Source organism: Stenotrophomonas sp. 05N423, assembly GCF_056397145.1.
Genome location: NZ_JBFTMV010000001.1, coordinates 466,787 through 480,984, shown reverse-complemented (window position 1 = coordinate 480,984; position 14,198 = coordinate 466,787). Strand labels below are relative to the sequence as shown.

At 65.9% G+C, this 14,198-nt stretch carries 16 protein-coding genes; 5 read left to right on the top strand and 11 right to left on the bottom strand.

Annotation, left to right across the window (positions count from 1 at the left end):
- Positions 1 to 16 precede the first annotated feature (16 nt).
- From AC1DGW_RS02130 to grxD, 4 genes are all read right to left on the bottom strand, one after another.
- Entirely contained in the window at positions 17 to 3,241 is a 3,225-nt protein-coding gene (locus AC1DGW_RS02130; RefSeq protein WP_478019024.1) for a TonB-dependent receptor, read from the bottom strand.
- A gap of 216 nt (positions 3,242 to 3,457) precedes the next feature.
- The gene (locus AC1DGW_RS02125) at positions 3,458 to 4,051 is read right to left on the bottom strand and encodes a YhgN family NAAT transporter (RefSeq protein ID WP_478019023.1); all 594 of its coding nucleotides are present in this window, start codon (positions 4,049 to 4,051) and stop codon (positions 3,458 to 3,460) included.
- Complete coding sequence (locus AC1DGW_RS02120) at positions 4,048 to 4,785, bottom strand: SDR family NAD(P)-dependent oxidoreductase (protein ID WP_478019022.1); 738 nt, start codon at positions 4,783 to 4,785, stop codon at positions 4,048 to 4,050. The genes AC1DGW_RS02125 and AC1DGW_RS02120 overlap by 4 nt, the downstream gene beginning before the upstream one ends.
- Before the next feature lie 11 nt (positions 4,786 to 4,796).
- Positions 4,797 to 5,117 carry a Grx4 family monothiol glutaredoxin gene (grxD, locus tag AC1DGW_RS02115; RefSeq protein WP_055769999.1) on the bottom strand — a complete coding sequence of 107 codons (321 nt, stop codon included), beginning with the start codon at positions 5,115 to 5,117 and terminating at the stop codon, positions 4,797 to 4,799.
- Between the two features lie 122 nt (positions 5,118 to 5,239).
- Between grxD and AC1DGW_RS02110 the strand changes: the two genes are divergently transcribed.
- Positions 5,240 to 5,818, top strand: a complete 579-nt coding sequence (locus AC1DGW_RS02110) for a superoxide dismutase (protein WP_478019021.1) — start codon at positions 5,240 to 5,242, stop codon at positions 5,816 to 5,818.
- A 93-nt stretch (positions 5,819 to 5,911) separates the two neighbouring features.
- On the opposite strand, the gene AC1DGW_RS02105 is transcribed toward AC1DGW_RS02110, so the two are convergent.
- The 3 genes from AC1DGW_RS02105 to purE form a co-directional block, all read right to left on the bottom strand.
- Positions 5,912 to 6,247 carry a carboxymuconolactone decarboxylase family protein gene (locus AC1DGW_RS02105; RefSeq protein ID WP_478019020.1) on the bottom strand — a complete coding sequence of 112 codons (336 nt, stop codon included), beginning with the start codon at positions 6,245 to 6,247 and terminating at the stop codon, positions 5,912 to 5,914.
- A 180-nt stretch (positions 6,248 to 6,427) separates the two neighbouring features.
- Positions 6,428 to 7,573, bottom strand: a complete 1,146-nt coding sequence (locus AC1DGW_RS02100) for a 5-(carboxyamino)imidazole ribonucleotide synthase (protein WP_478019019.1) — start codon at positions 7,571 to 7,573, stop codon at positions 6,428 to 6,430.
- Positions 7,570 to 8,073 (bottom strand): 5-(carboxyamino)imidazole ribonucleotide mutase, encoded by a 504-nt coding sequence (gene purE, locus AC1DGW_RS02095; protein WP_478019018.1) that lies wholly within the window; start codon positions 8,071 to 8,073, stop codon positions 7,570 to 7,572. The genes AC1DGW_RS02100 and purE overlap by 4 nt, the downstream gene beginning before the upstream one ends.
- A gap of 59 nt (positions 8,074 to 8,132) precedes the next feature.
- On the opposite strand from purE, the gene AC1DGW_RS02090 reads away from it, so the two are divergent.
- The 4 genes from AC1DGW_RS02090 (at position 8,133) to AC1DGW_RS02075 (ending at position 10,821) form a co-directional block, all read left to right on the top strand.
- On the top strand, positions 8,133 to 8,402 hold the full coding sequence (locus AC1DGW_RS02090) for a Trm112 family protein (RefSeq protein ID WP_478019017.1): 270 nt from the start codon (positions 8,133 to 8,135) through the stop codon (positions 8,400 to 8,402).
- The gene (nadC, locus tag AC1DGW_RS02085; RefSeq protein ID WP_478019620.1) at positions 8,402 to 9,274 is read left to right on the top strand and encodes a carboxylating nicotinate-nucleotide diphosphorylase; all 873 of its coding nucleotides are present in this window, start codon (positions 8,402 to 8,404) and stop codon (positions 9,272 to 9,274) included. Before AC1DGW_RS02090 ends, nadC begins: the two co-directional genes overlap by 1 nt.
- A 200-nt stretch (positions 9,275 to 9,474) precedes the next feature.
- Positions 9,475 to 10,359 carry a DUF2272 domain-containing protein gene (locus AC1DGW_RS02080; RefSeq protein WP_478019618.1) on the top strand — a complete coding sequence of 295 codons (885 nt, stop codon included), beginning with the start codon at positions 9,475 to 9,477 and terminating at the stop codon, positions 10,357 to 10,359.
- A 111-nt stretch (positions 10,360 to 10,470) separates the two neighbouring features.
- Complete coding sequence (locus AC1DGW_RS02075; RefSeq protein WP_478019016.1) at positions 10,471 to 10,821, top strand: DUF3301 domain-containing protein; 351 nt, start codon at positions 10,471 to 10,473, stop codon at positions 10,819 to 10,821.
- A 73-nt stretch (positions 10,822 to 10,894) separates the two neighbouring features.
- Here AC1DGW_RS02075 and AC1DGW_RS02070 read toward each other — a convergent pair whose 3' ends face one another.
- From AC1DGW_RS02070 to AC1DGW_RS02055, 4 genes are all read right to left on the bottom strand, one after another.
- Positions 10,895 to 11,335: a ClpXP protease specificity-enhancing factor gene (locus AC1DGW_RS02070; RefSeq protein ID WP_478019015.1), complete on the bottom strand. Its 441-nt coding sequence runs from the start codon at positions 11,333 to 11,335 to the stop codon at positions 10,895 to 10,897.
- 77 nt (positions 11,336 to 11,412) lie between these two features.
- Positions 11,413 to 12,048 carry a glutathione S-transferase N-terminal domain-containing protein gene (locus AC1DGW_RS02065; protein ID WP_055770026.1) on the bottom strand — a complete coding sequence of 212 codons (636 nt, stop codon included), beginning with the start codon at positions 12,046 to 12,048 and terminating at the stop codon, positions 11,413 to 11,415.
- Between the two features lie 149 nt (positions 12,049 to 12,197).
- On the bottom strand, positions 12,198 to 12,941 hold the full coding sequence (locus tag AC1DGW_RS02060) for a cytochrome c1 (RefSeq protein WP_478019014.1): 744 nt from the start codon (positions 12,939 to 12,941) through the stop codon (positions 12,198 to 12,200).
- A complete protein-coding gene (locus AC1DGW_RS02055; RefSeq protein ID WP_478019013.1) occupies positions 12,934 to 14,196 on the bottom strand; it encodes a cytochrome b in 1,263 nt (420 codons plus the stop codon). The genes AC1DGW_RS02060 and AC1DGW_RS02055 overlap by 8 nt, the downstream gene beginning before the upstream one ends.
- Positions 14,197 to 14,198: the final 2 nt, after the last annotated feature.

The window sequence follows — 14,198 nt, the reverse complement described above, 5'->3', positions numbered from 1 at the left end:
CTGATCCGTCAGGGCATCAGAACTCGTAACGCAGGGTCAGCAGAGCGGACCAACGCGAAACCGGGCGCGACGGATAGCCACGGTTGAAGTCGTACACCGTGGAGTTCTGCGGCGAGTTGGCACCGGACAAGTCGTACACGTAGGTGCCGTCCGGATTGACCTTGCTCAGCTTGGCCAGGTAACGGGTGTCGAAGCCACCCACGTTTTCCGTGATGCCCCAATCCTTGTTGAGCATGTTCAGGAAATTGTAGATATCCAGACGGACGATCGACTTGTGTTCCTTGAAGAAGCCCGGCAGTTCCTGCTGGACACTCACGTCAACCTGGTTCACCCACGGATTGCGCGCGCCATTGCGATCGGCGATGCCGCCACGACGGCCACTCAGGTACGGATTGCTGTCAATGAACGCCTGGAATGCAGCGATCTGATCGGCAGTTGCGGCCTTGTTGCCATAGACGTAGCTGACCTTCGAGTCGCCGCGCGTCGGGATGTAGGCCGGATCCTGGAAGATACCGTCGCCATTCGGGTCGCCATCCACGATCCAGGTGTACGGCAGGCCGGTGCGGCCGGTATAGAACGCCGTGAAGCTGGTCTTGTAGTTACCGAAGAACGCATGCTCCCAACCCAAAGAGGCCTTGAGCGAATCACGGATCTCGCGGGTGGCAGTGCCTGCGTACTCATCATTCGGATTCAGACGCGACACAAACTGATAGCTGGACCACGCCTGCGAACTGGTCTCCGAACCGACCTCGGTAGCCTTGGTGAAGGTATAGCTGATGTTGCCGTACCAGCCATTGTCGAAAGGCTTGTCCAGCGAGAAGGTCACAGCCGTGGAAGCGCCCTTGCTGGTGTTGGTCAGCACGGTCGAATTGGTGGTGAAACCTGCCACCGCACCACAGTTCTTCGTGTTGCCCGGCGTGCACCAGTAGCTGTCACGACCGTCGGCCAACTGGCCCTGCGCCTTGCCGATGTTCAGCGCCTTGTAGAACACGCCGTCCTTGTTCTTCAGGTGCTGGACTTCAACCGTACCCACCAGCCCCCACCACGGCAGCTCGGCGTCGTAGCCCAGGCTCACCTTCCACACGGTCGGAAGCTTGAAGTTCGGATCGATGCTGTCCATCTGGGCGCTGCCCGAGGCGGCCAGATTCGGCGGAACCGGCTGGTTGTTCGGATCCGGATTGAACTTATATTCACCGTTATTCGTCGCACAGCCCCGCACCGGGTTGGCCGGATTGGTCGCACAGAACGAAGCCGAAGTCATACCGTTGTTCTGGTACGGGTTGGCCAGCCACACGAACGGCGGCACGCTCTGGAACAGGCCAATGCCACCGCGCAGCTGCGAGTAGCGCGGCGTATCGAAGGTGTAGTTGAAGGCAACGCGCGGCAGGATGACCTTGTTGCTGCTGCTCAGCTTGAAGTCGTTGCGGAAGCCAAACGCCTCTTCAAAGCCCGGCTTGCGCTCCGGCGCCTTGTCAGCACTGGGGATGTTGACGCGAACGCCATAGACCAGCGACAGGTTGTCGTTGACCTGCCAGGTGTCCTGGATGAACGGACTGAACTGGCTGAACTTGATCGCAGCAGCGGTATCGGCCTCGGTGAACCCATCAACCGGACGACGCACGTCGTAACGCCAGTAGTTGCCGGTGCGGAAATCTTCGATACTGTTGAACACATACACGCCGTGCAGGTCACGACCGTACAGGTTCAGCGCATCGTTCTTGAGGTAATCGAAGCCGCCCTTGATCGTGTGATCGCCAGCGTAATAGGTACCAAAGATCGACGCGGTGGTCTTCTTGGTGCTGATCGAATTCAAGTGGCGGTTGCGGTCTTCACCCAGACGCACGCCCTGCCCGCTGCCGCTGCTGTTGCCAGCAGTGGTCACGTTGATGGTCGGCAGCTTGATGGCATTGGCGCTGTTCTGGTCGAACTGCTGGTAGCTGAACTTGGCTTCGGTCGTGAAGTTGTCGGTCCAGTCACTGAACAACTGCAGCGAGGTGTTCTTGGTGGTGCTGGTTTTGGTGTACCAGCGGGTGCTCAGGATCACCGTGGACGCGCCGTCATCGTAAGGCTGCGGCAGCGACTCCTCGGTCTGCTGGTAGGTCAGGCTGGCACGATGGGAGTCGTTGATGTTCCAGTCGATCTTGCCCAGGTAACGCTTGGTATCCAGATCGACGCCGAGCGAACCGTAGGTGCCCGGATCGATGTGCCAAACGTTCTTGGCAATGTCGATCACTTCGTTGATTTCGGCCTGGGAAACCACGCCACGGGCAAGGCCATCGGCGGTGGTCGCGCCACCGAAATTGGTGACCTTCTGCTCTTCATACGAACCGAAGAAGAACAGCTTGTCCTTGAGGATCGGACCACCAAAGGTCACACCCTTGGTCGTGTCCTTGTCAAACGCCGCATACTTCTGCCCATGGCTCTTGCCGACCATGCTGCCGGCATCCTTGTACACGTAGTACACCGAACCATGGAAGTCGTTGGTACCGGACTTGGTGACGGCATTGATGCTCGCACCCACGCTGTCCTGGGCCACATCGTAGTCGGAGACCTTGATGTCATAGGCTGCAATGGTATCCACCGAGATCGGCGAACCCGTGTACGGCATGCCATTGGCGTTCAGGCCGAACGGGTCGCCCTGGGACAGACCATCGACCGAAATGCTGTTGTAGCGGTTGTTCACGCCAGCCACCGAGATCGCACCCGTGGCCTGATCGGTCACGCTGATGCGCGGATCCAGACGGGCGATGTCATCCAGCGAGCGATTGCCCTGCGGAGCGATTTCCAGCTGACGGCCGCTGATCGACGTACCCACGCCCTTGTTGTCGGCGCTGAACACAACCGAGCCGGCAGAAGCAACCACCTGCACCGCTTCCAGATTGGTAGCCGCCAGATCACCCGCCAGTGCGGCATTGACCGTACTCACCTGGTTCAGGTTGAGGTACACGCCCTCTTCCGTCTTGGTGCCCTCACCCGGTTTGGTGATGGTGATGGTGTACGGACCACCCACACGCAGGCCGCGCGCGTTGTAACGACCCGAAGCATCGGTGGTAGCACGGCTGACCGTACCCGACTCGATGTGGGTGATGGTGACTTCGGCACCGACAACCGGCGAGCCGCCGTTGTTGGTGACTTGGCCGCCGACGCCGGCGGAGGTGCTTTGTGCGAAAGCCGGTGCGGCCGCGAGAGCGGCAACGAGACCAAGGGCAAGCTTGGACATCCGGATGCGAGGGTGGTTCATTCTGGGTAGCCTCGATACGAGTTGGCGATTGGGAAAAAACGCGATCCATCAGCCCCGGGGCCACCGGGCGCCTGATCGGCTTGAATCTGGGGGTACCTTCCGCGGCGGTTACATGCGCAACGGTTAAGATAAGGTTAACACGGTAAGCATCGAATATGACCGTAGCAAGACAGCGATCTTGCAATGCAGCAAAACCTGCACAATCGAATCAACGACTTACGAAAGGGATGCCAGGTAGACCGCGACACCATCCAGCAACATCTGCACGGAGATCGCGACGAGCAGCATGCCCATCAGGCGTTCCAGTGCGATCAGCGCCCGCGCCCCGAGCAGTCTGTAGAGCAGCGTGGCCGACATCAGGATCGCTGCGGTCGCCCCCCAGGCCAGCAGCAACGCCAGGCTCCATTCACCCAGGCGATCCGGCTCGTTGCTGCCCATCAGCATGACTGCCGCCATCCCCGACGGACCGGCCACCAGCGGGATCGCCATCGGCACGATGAAGGGCTCGCCGTCGGGCACCGCACCCATCAACCCCTCAGGTCGCGGGAAGATCATGCGGATGCCGATCAGGAACAGCACGATGCCGCCGGCGATGGACACCGACTCCTGCCGCAGGTGCATCAGCTCCAGCGCGTACTTGCCGCCCCACAGGAAAGCCATCAGCACCGCCAGTGCGATCAGCAGTTCGCGCCGAAGCACGATGCGTTGGCGTTTGGCCGGCAGCGGTTTGAGCAGGCTGAGGAACACCGGGATGTTGCCCAGCGGATCCAGGATCAGGAACAGCAGCAGCGCGGCAGAAAGGATGGTCACCCGCGCAGTTCCATCACCTTGCCGCGCCAGGGCGCTCCCTCGACGGCCAGCAACTGCACGCAGGCATCGGCGCAGGCCGCCGGATCGACCGGTTCATAGTCGGTTTCATGGGTGAATGCGCGTGCCCGCAGGGGCGTGCGCATGGGACGTGGCTGCAACCCACTGACCCGCACCGGGCCGCTGCGAAGTTCGTGGTGCAGCGTGTCCAGCAGGCCGCGCAGACCATACTGGGCTACGCCATAGCCGCCCCAATAGGCCTGCCCGACCCGCTGCGGGTCGTCCAGCGCGAACACCACCGCCGCATCCTCCCGCTGGCGCAGCAGCGGCAGGCAGGCCTGGGTCAGCCAGGCACGAGCAGTGAGGTTCACATGGATGGCACGGGCGAAAGCGGCCGGGTCGCCCAGCGCGAAGGGCGTCAGGCCAGCGAAATCGGCCGCGCAGTGCAGCAGGCCATCCAGTCGGCCGACCTCGGATTCCAGGCGCCCGGCCAGCGCGGCATAGTCGTCGGGCGAGGCGCCTTCCAGGTCCAGCGGATAGAGCAGCGGCTCGGGACCGAGCTGCGCGGCGCTGTCATAGACCCGGTTGAGCTTGGCGACCTTGCGCCCGAGCAGCACCACGGTGGCACCGGCAGCCGCACAGGCCCGCGTCGCGGCCGCGCCCAGGCCGCCCGCAGCGCCAGCAACCAGGACGACGCGTCCGTCCAGGCGGGGAGCGGAGTCGGTTCCGGCTTCCATCGATTGCGCGCTCACGCCTGGCCCGCCTCGGCGACGATGCGCTTGAGTTCGCCAGATTCCAGCAGCTCGAGGATGATGTCGCAGCCGCCTATCAGTTCGCCATGCATGAAGAACTGCGGAAACGTCGGCCAGTTGGAATAACGCGGCAGGTTGGCGCGCACTTCTGGGAATTCGAGCACGTTGACGGTGCGCAGGTTGACCGCTCCCGCCGCCAGCAGCGCCTGCACGGCCCGGCTGGAGAAACCGCACATCGGATACTGCGGCGTCCCCTTCATGAACAGGACGAGGGGATGCTGCTCCACCTCCGCCTGGATTTGCTCCATCACCGCCATTGGAATCTCCCTGCTGCTGCGAAAGAACGGTCCGTCCGGTCGGATAGACTCTTCTTCCGTGGCTGCCGATTGTAAGCCGAGCCAGCCGGCTCCCGGCGCCCCAGACAGAAAAGAAACGGACCATGCCCGTCGAACTGCCCGATCTGCCCTACCCCCGCGATGCCCTGCAGCCCCATCTTTCGTCGGCAACGCTGGACCTGCACCATGGCCGTCACCAGCGCGCCTATGTCGACGCGGTCAATGCCCGCATCGCCGGCACCGAACTGGAGGATCTGCCGCTGGAGGACATCGTCCGCAGCAGCCAGGGCAGCCTGTTCGAGGCCGCCGCCCAGGCCTGGAATCACGCGTTCTACTGGCAGTGCCTGCATCCGCGGGCCGGCGGCGAGCCACACGGCGCATTGGCCGAACACATCGCCCGGCAATTCGGCGACACGCAGAAGCTGCGCGAGGAATTCAACCGCGCCGCATCGGCGCTGTCCGGTTCCGGCTGGGCCTGGCTGGTACAGCATCCCGACGGCCGCCTGGCCATCGTCACCACCCGCAACGCGAATACGCCGCTGACCGGCGACAGCACGCCGCTGCTGGCCTGCGACCTGTGGGAACACGCCTGGTACACGGACTTCCAGAACGACCGCGGACGTTACCTGCAATCGTTCTGGAAGCTGGTGAACTGGGACTTCGTCGGCACCCAGCTGCGCTGAGGTTCGCGACGCGGCGACGCCGGATGCCGGCAGGAACCCGCGCAACTGCACACGGACCGGCTCGCAGCGAGCCGGCCCGCCATTGCCGCCGGCTCAGCCGTGGGCGGCCACCGCGTCCAGCACCCGCGCCGAGTAAACCAGCGCCGCGCCGGCATTGAGCGCCACCGCCACGCCGAGTGCCTCGGCTATCTCCTCGCGGCTGGCGCCCTGTTTCAGCGCCGCGTCCACATGGGTGGTGATGCAGCCGTCGCAACGGGTGGTCACCGCCACCGCCAGCGCGATCAGCTCACGGGTCTTGCCGTCCAGGTGCGCGGTCTGCGCACCGGCGCCGCTCAGCGTCATGTAGCCCTTGAGCGTATCGGGCGAAAGCTTGCCCAGTTCGCCGATCCGGCCCTTCAGTTCGCGACGGTATTCGTTCCAATCCAGCATGGCGGCGGCTCCGATGAAAGGAGCTCCAAGCTACCACCGCGCCCATTGCACCGCTGTGTGCATGGACGCACCGCAGCGTTGCCGATCCTGCGGCTGTGGCGGCAGGCCGCCCCATGGATGCCGGAGGGAGCCCACGGTTGCCGGCCAGCGGCCGGCACTGACCGGAAGGACGCAGCCCGGTCAATTGCCCCGCAGCGTGCGCACCACAGGTTCGACCTGCGCCTGGCGACCCAGCGCCTGCCCCACCCGCTCCAGCGCGGCGGCCAGGGCCGCGGCAGCGTCGTCGCGCAGATTGGCGTGGCCCACCTTGCGGCCTTCGCGCGGCTGCTTGCCGTAGTCGTGCCAGTGGCCGGCGGGTTCGGCCAGCACCGCGCGCGCATCGGGCATCTGGCCGAGCCAGTTGAGCATGCAGGCATGGCCCAGCACGCGCGTATCGCCCAGTGGCAGGCCGAGCACCGCGCGCAGATGATTCTCGAACTGCGAGGTCTCGGCGCCGTCGCTGGTCCAGTGGCCGGAGTTGTGCACACGCGGCGCCATCTCGTTGGCCAGCAGTTCGTCGCCGCGGCAGAACAGTTCCAGCGCGAACACGCCCACGTAGTCGAGCCGCTCGGCCACCCGGCGCGCGTAACCGATGGCCGCCTCGCGCTGTGCCTCCGTCGCGACCGCCGGGGCCAGGCTCGCCGACAGCACACCGTCGACATGCCAGTTGCCGGTCAGCGGCCAGGCGCGGAATTCGCCATCGCGGCCACGCACCGCCACTACGCTGACCTCGCGGTCGAAGGCGACGAAACCTTCCAGGATCAGCCCGGTCTTCCCGGCCTGCGCGCCCAGCGCCTGCCAGGCGGCGTCGATGTCGGCCGCGTCGCGGATGCGGAACTGGCCCTTGCCGTCGTAGCCGAGCCGGCGCGTCTTGAGGATGCACGGCATGCCGAACTCGGCCGCCTTCGCCGCCAGTTCGTCGCGGCTGCGGATATCGGCGAACGGCGGCAACGGAATGCCCAGCTCCTGGAAAAGCGTCTTCTCGCTGAGCCGGTCCTGCGCCACGGCCAGCGCGGCAGGGTTCGGGAACACCGGCCGACGCTCGGCCAGCCAATGCGCACTGGCGGCCGGCACGTTCTCAAAATCGAAGGTGACCACGTCCACCCTGGCGGCGAATTCGGCCAGCGCAGCGGTGTCGTCGAAGGCTCCCACCTGCAGCGGCGCCAACTGGCCGGCGCAGGCGTCGGCGGCCGGATCGAACACCACGAAGCGCAGCCCCAGTGGCGCACCGGCCAGCACCATCATGCGGGCCAGCTGCCCGCCACCGAGAATACCGACCGTGGTCATTGGCGCGGATCGTCGGCGGCCATCACGTCGGCCGTCTGGCGCGCGCGGAACGCATCCAGCGCCCCGGCGATCGCCGGCTGCACCGGTGCCAGCATCGCCGCCGCGAACAGCGCCGCGTTCGACGCGCCAGCGTTGCCGATGGCGAAGGTGGCCACCGGAATCCCCGCCGGCATCTGCACGATCGACAGCAGCGAATCCATGCCGTTCAGCGCCTTGGACTGCACCGGCACGCCCAGCACCGGCACCGCGGTCTTGGCCGCGATCATGCCCGGCAGGTGGGCGGCGCCACCGGCGCCGGCGATGATCGCGCGCAGCCCGCGCGGGCCAGCCTCCTCGGCATAGGTGAACAGCACGTCCGGCGTGCGGTGCGCCGAAACGACCTTCACTTCATACGGAACGCCCAGCGCGTCGAGCTTCTGGGCCGCGTGCTGCATGGTCTCCCAGTCGGAACGGGAACCCATCACGATGCCGACAAGCGGCGCGGAGGAATTGGGGGTCATTGGCCGTCACCTGCTGCAAAGACGTATTCTAGCCGCCTTCCACGCAAGACCACGACCCGATGGACCGCAAACTGCTCGACCTGCTTGTTTCGCCCGACACCCGCCAGCCGCTGGCCCTGCTGGACAGCGCCGGGCTGGACGCGCTGAACCGCGCCATCGCCGCTGGCGGCGTCGTCCGCGCCGACAACAGCCTGCAGGCCGAACCGCTGCGCGAGGCGCTGGTCACCCGCGACGGCAGGCAGGTGTTCCGCGTCGAGGACGGCATTCCGGTGCTGCTGGCCGAAGAAGCCATCACCACCGCGCAGATCGACGGTTTCCCGGGCAAGTGATGCTGCCGCAACCGCCGGCCGCTCCGCCGCAGGAGCAGATCGATGCCGACGTCGCCCGCGCCCTGGCCGAGGACATCGGCAGTGGTGACGTCACCGCCGCGTTGTTGCCCGATACCGCCGACAGCGCCTATCTGCTGTGCAAGCAGGACGCGGTGATCGCCGGCCGCCCGTGGTTCGATGCCACCCATCGCGCGCTCGACCCGCAGGTGAAGATCGGTTGGCGGGTGCACGAAGGCGAGCACGTGGCCGCCGGCACCGTGCTGGCCACCCTGCAGGGCCGCAGCCGCGCGCTGGTCAGCGCCGAGCGCACTTCGTTGAACTTCATGCAGACGCTGTCGGCCACCGCCACCACCACCGCGCGCCATGTCGCGGCCGTGGCCGGCACCGGGGCGCGCATCCTCGATACCCGCAAGACCCTGCCCGGCCTGCGCCTGGCGCAGAAATACGCGGTGCGATGCGGCGGCGGCGACAACCACCGCATCGGCCTGTTCGACATGGTGATGCTGAAGGAAAACCACATCCGCGCCGCCGGCTCGCTCACCGGCGCGGTGCGGGCCGCCCGCGCGCAGCAGCCCACCCTGCCGCTGGTGGTCGAGGTCGAGGACCTGGCGCAGCTGGAGGAAGCGCTGGCCGCCGGCTGTGACCGCATCCTGATCGACGACTTCACTCCGGCCATGCGCCGCGATGCGGTGCGCATCGCCGCCGCTCTGCCGCCCGGAAAGCGCATTCCGCTGGAGGTCTCCGGCAGCGTCGGGCTGGATGGCCTGCGCGCGATCGCCGAGGATGGCGTGGACTGCATCTCCATCGGCGGGCTGACCAAGCACGTGCAGGCGATCGATCTGTCGTTGAAGCTGGGCCTTCCGCCGCGCTGAAGGCCTGTCCATGGATCGGCCCGCATCACCTGCACGCAAGCCGATCGAACATCGATCTCGGGACGCAGCCCGGGCCTGCCCGTGATTTCACGACACGGGAACGACCATTTCTGCGAGGCTCGCTCCATGCCCGAGGGGAGCCCGCCGTGGTTCAACGATTCCTGCTCTGCTGCGCACTGTCGCTGGCCGTGTTCCCGGTCATGGCGGTGGAGGTCTGCGACATCCCACCGCGCTACGGCGTGGGCGATACCGCCAAAGCCATCGTCCGCGCCGCCTGCGGCGAACATCGCCTCTGGTACCGCCCCTTCATCGACCGCGATGGCCGCATCGCCAGCCTCGCCATCACCGAAGCCGAGAGCGGCAACCTTGCTGACGACGGCCTGATCGCCTGGCAGCGCGTGGCCGGCTATTGGCGCGAGAGCGGCACTCTGGCGCCGATGGCCGCCCTGCCCGGCGCCCAGAGTTGCCTGGCCCTGCCTGGCGAGCGTGCAACCGACAACGATTGCCGCGCCTTCCTGATCGACAACCCGTGGTCGGCCGCCTTCATTTCCTGGGTCATGACGCGCGCCGGCGTGCCGGGCTTTGTCCGCTCGCCGCGGCACATCGACTACATCCGCGCCGCCCGCCGCGGCGGCGATGCCGCCCGACCCTACCGGCTCGCCGACCCGATGCAGGAAAAGCCCGCGCCCGGCGACCTGCTCTGCTTCCTGCGCGACCGCAGCAGGCCGATCAACTATGGCGGCCTGGTCCAGGCTTTGGATACCGGCGGTGCCGACCGCTGGAAATCGCATTGCGAAGTGGTCGTGGCCGCCAACGTCGGCGGCGACCAGACCCTCTACCTGATCGGCGGCAACGTCGCCAATGCGGCGGTCATGCGCAAATTGCCGCTGGACCGTACCGGGCGCCTCACCGTGCCGCCACCGCTGGACACCGGCACACAGCCCGCACCGGTGGAACCGGGCTGCTCACCCGGCCGCGAAGATGAGTGCGATTTCAACCGGCAGGACTGGGCCGCGCTGCTGAAGCTGGTCGAGACGGGCCCGGCGCAACAGCCGTCACCGGCGGAGCCGGCCAGACCGCGGTAAGGCACGGCGACGGGCCGTTCGACCATCGGCCATTCCTGTCGCGCAGCCGGCACGCCGCCCACTGCCTCCAGCGTGGTTCCGCTTTCGCGCGCAGCCGCCTAAAGTGGCGGCATGCCTACCTTGTTGATCCTGATGATCCTCGGCGCCATCGGCTACGCGTTCTGGGACGCGTCCCGGGCCGCGGCCGAACGCGCCACCGAACTTGGCCGCAATGCCTGCCAGGCCGCCGACGTACAGTGGCTGGACCATAGCGTGCACGCCATCGGGCTGCGCCTGTGCCGGCTGCCCAGCGGCTGGCTCGGCTTCGAGCGCAGCTTCCGCTTCGATTATTCCTACGACGGCGTCGAACGTCACAGCGGGCGCATGGTGCTGCGCGGCAAGCAGCTGGTTTCGTTCGTCGGGCCGGCCGCCGCCCGGGTCAGCATGCTGCAGCCACGCAACGACGAGGCCGAGGACATCTGACCGCGGCACCCGGTGCGATCCGGGCGTCTGGTCCCGCCAAACGAAAACCGCCGCCTTGCGGCGGCGGTGCGGATTACTTCACTACCCGGAGGAACGGGCGCTTGCCCGAAGGCTGAGGCGGTTCCGGCGGCGCGCCGGGTGGCGGCGTATCGTCGTCATGCGGCTCGGGGCCATCCGTACCCGGGATGTCGTCCGGCAACGCCATGCCCTGCCCCGTCTCGCGCGCATACACCGCGAGTATCGCCGCGATCGGCACGCTCACCGGAAAGCTGACGCCGGAAAAACGCGCGGTGAAACTCACGGCCTCGTTGTCGATGTGCAGCCGCATCACCGCGCGCTCGGCGATGTTGAGCACGACCCGCTCGTCCTTGACGGCGCTGGCCGGCACCTGCACGCCCGGCACGCCGGCGTCGACCATGATGTGCGGGGTCATGCCGTTGTCGTTGATCCATTCCACCAGCGCCCGCAGCAGGTACGGACGATGGCTGCTCATGCGGAAAGATTCTTCACTCATGCGGCAAGTGTACGCGGCATCGATACGCGATCACCGCCCGTGGGCGGTGATCGATAAGTCTGCATACAGCCGGTGCATCAGACCGGCAGTTCGCGCAGCTTCTTCTCCTGATCGGTGAGGCTGCGGATGAAACCCGGGTTGCGGAAGATGCGGTTGCCGTAATCCTCGATGGCCTTGCCGTCCTTGGGCAGCGGAATACCCAGGGCATCCAGCCGCCAGATGATCGGCGCCATCGCGCAGTCGGCCAGGCTCATTTCCGGGTTCAGGAAGAACTTGGACGCCTTGAACAGCGGCACCGACTGCGCCACCAGTTCCTTAAGGCGCTTGCGGGCGGCTTCGGCCTGGGTCTTGTTGCCCAGCTGGATCGCCTGCACCTGCGGCACCCAGTCGTGCTCGATCCGCAGCATCGCCAGGCGCAGCCGCGCCCGCGACAGCGGGTCCACCGGCATCAGCGGCGGATGCGGATAACGCTCGTCCAGATACTCGCTGACCACCGACGCGGCGTAGAGCACCAGTTCGCGTTCGACCAGTGTCGGCACCGAGTGGTAAGGATTGAGATCGATCAGGTCTTCCGGCGGATTCTGCGGATCGACCGGCACCAGATCGTAGGTGACACCCTTCGCGGCCAGCACCAGCCGTACCCGGTGGCACAGGACATCGTCATTGGCCGAGAACAACGTCAGGGTATTTCGCATGCGCACACTCGCCGCCATCAAGGGCTCTCCAAGGGCCGGAATCCGCCAGCCTTACGGCGCCGCGGGCCCAGCGCCCGCGGTCGCCACCTTCCCGAGTGTGCAGTCAGCCGGCGCCGATGCCAAGTGCCAGCCAACCTCCCGCACCGGCCCGCGGACCCACCCTCACGTCAATGCACGTCCGTCCAGTACTCGTTCTTGAGCAGGTACGCCAGGAAAGAGAGCAGCGCCAGGAACAGTATCACCCACACGCCCATGCTCTGGCGCTTGAGCACGGCCGGCTCGCCGGCGTACTCGAGGAAGTTGGTGATGTCGCGGACGGTCTGGTCGTACTCCTGCGGCTTCACCCGCCCCGGGCTGGTCACGACCAGCCGCTCCGGGTGCCGTTCGCCGGCCACGTCGGGCTCGCCGAACTCGGCGTGCTGCAGGCCCTGCAGCTCCCACAGCGGATTGGGCATGGAGGCGTTCGGGAACAACTTGTTGTTCCAGCCCAGCGGCCGCGACTCGTCCAGGTAGAACGACCGCAGATAGGTGTAGATCCAGTCGCTGCCACGCACGCGCGAGATCAGGCTCAGGTCCGGCGGCATCTTGCCGAACCACTTGTCGCCCTGTTCCTTGGTCATGGCGACATGGATCTGCTCACCGAACTTGGCACCGGTGAAATTCAGATTGTCCATCACCTGCTGTTCGGTCAGGCCCAGGTCCGCGGCCATGCGCGAGTAACGCAGGTACTTCAGCGAGTGGCAGCCCGAACAATAGTTCATGTAGGCCTGCGCACCGCGCTGCAGCGACGCCTGGTCGGACAGGTCGTTGCCCGCCTGCTGCAGCGCGCCGCCCGAGGAAGCGAAGGTGGCAGCCGAGAACAGGAGTGCGGCAGTGGCCGTTGCCAGCAAGGCGATCCATTTCTTAGTCATGCGTCGTCACCCGCTCCGGCACCGGCTTGGTCTTGTCCAGCTTGGTCCACACTGGCATGGTCAGGAAGAAGAGGAAGTAATACGCGGTCAGGAAGCGGCCGATGATGGTCTCCACCGGATCGGTGCCCGGACCGGCGCCGATCTTGCCCAGCCACACGAAGCTGATGGCGAAGCCGAACAGCAGCAGCTTGGAAAGCAGGCCCCGGTAGCGGTAGGACTTGACCTTGGCGCGGTCCAGCCAGGGCACCGCGAACAGGATCGCGATGGCGCCGAACATCACCAGCACGCCGCTCAGCTTGTGCGGGATCACCCGCAGCATCGCGTAGTAAGGCGTGTAGTACCACACCGGCTTGATGTGCTCCGGCGTGACCAGGCGGTTGGCCTCGGTGAAGTTGTCGTGCTCGAGGAACCAGCCGCCGAACGCCGGGGCGAAGAAGATGATGAAGGCGGCGATGACCATCATCGCAAACACGTAGAAGGTGTCCTTCACCGTGTAGTACGGATGGAACGGCACGCCATCGGCCGGCGCGGTCGGCGACCAGCGGTTGCCCTTCGGGCCCTTCTTGATCTCCACGCCGTCGGGGTTGTTGGAACCCACTTCGTGCAGCGCGCCAAGATGCAGCACGACCAGCAGCAGCAGCACCAGCGGCACCGCGATCACGTGCAGGGCGAAGAAGCGGTTCAGGGTGGCGTCGGACGGCAGGTAGTCGCCCATGATCCACTCGGTCAGGCCGCCGCCGATCACCGGGATGGCGCCGAACAGCGAGATGATGACCTTCGCGCCCCAGAACGACATCTGGCCCCACGGCAGCACGTAGCCCATGAAGGCTTCGGCCATCAGCGCCAGGTAGATCAGCATGCCCAGGATCCACACCAGCTCGCGCGGCTTCTTGTAGGAGCCGTACATCAGGCCGCGGAACATGTGCAGGTAGACGACGATGAAGAACAGCGAGGCGCCGGTGCTGTGCATGTAGCGGATCAGCCAGCCCCACTCCACGTCGCGCATGATGTACTCGACCGAGGCGAAGGCTTCCGCCGCGCTGGTCTTGTAATGCATGGTGAGGAAGATGCCGGTGACGATCTGGTTGACCAGCACCACCATCGACAGCACGCCGAAGATGTACCAGATGTTGAAGTTCTTCGGCGCGTAGTACTCGGACATGTGCTTCCGGTACATCGGCATCAGCGCCGGGGCACGGTCGTTGACCCAGCCCATCGCACCGTTGGCGAGGCGAACGAGGATGTTGTCAGACATGG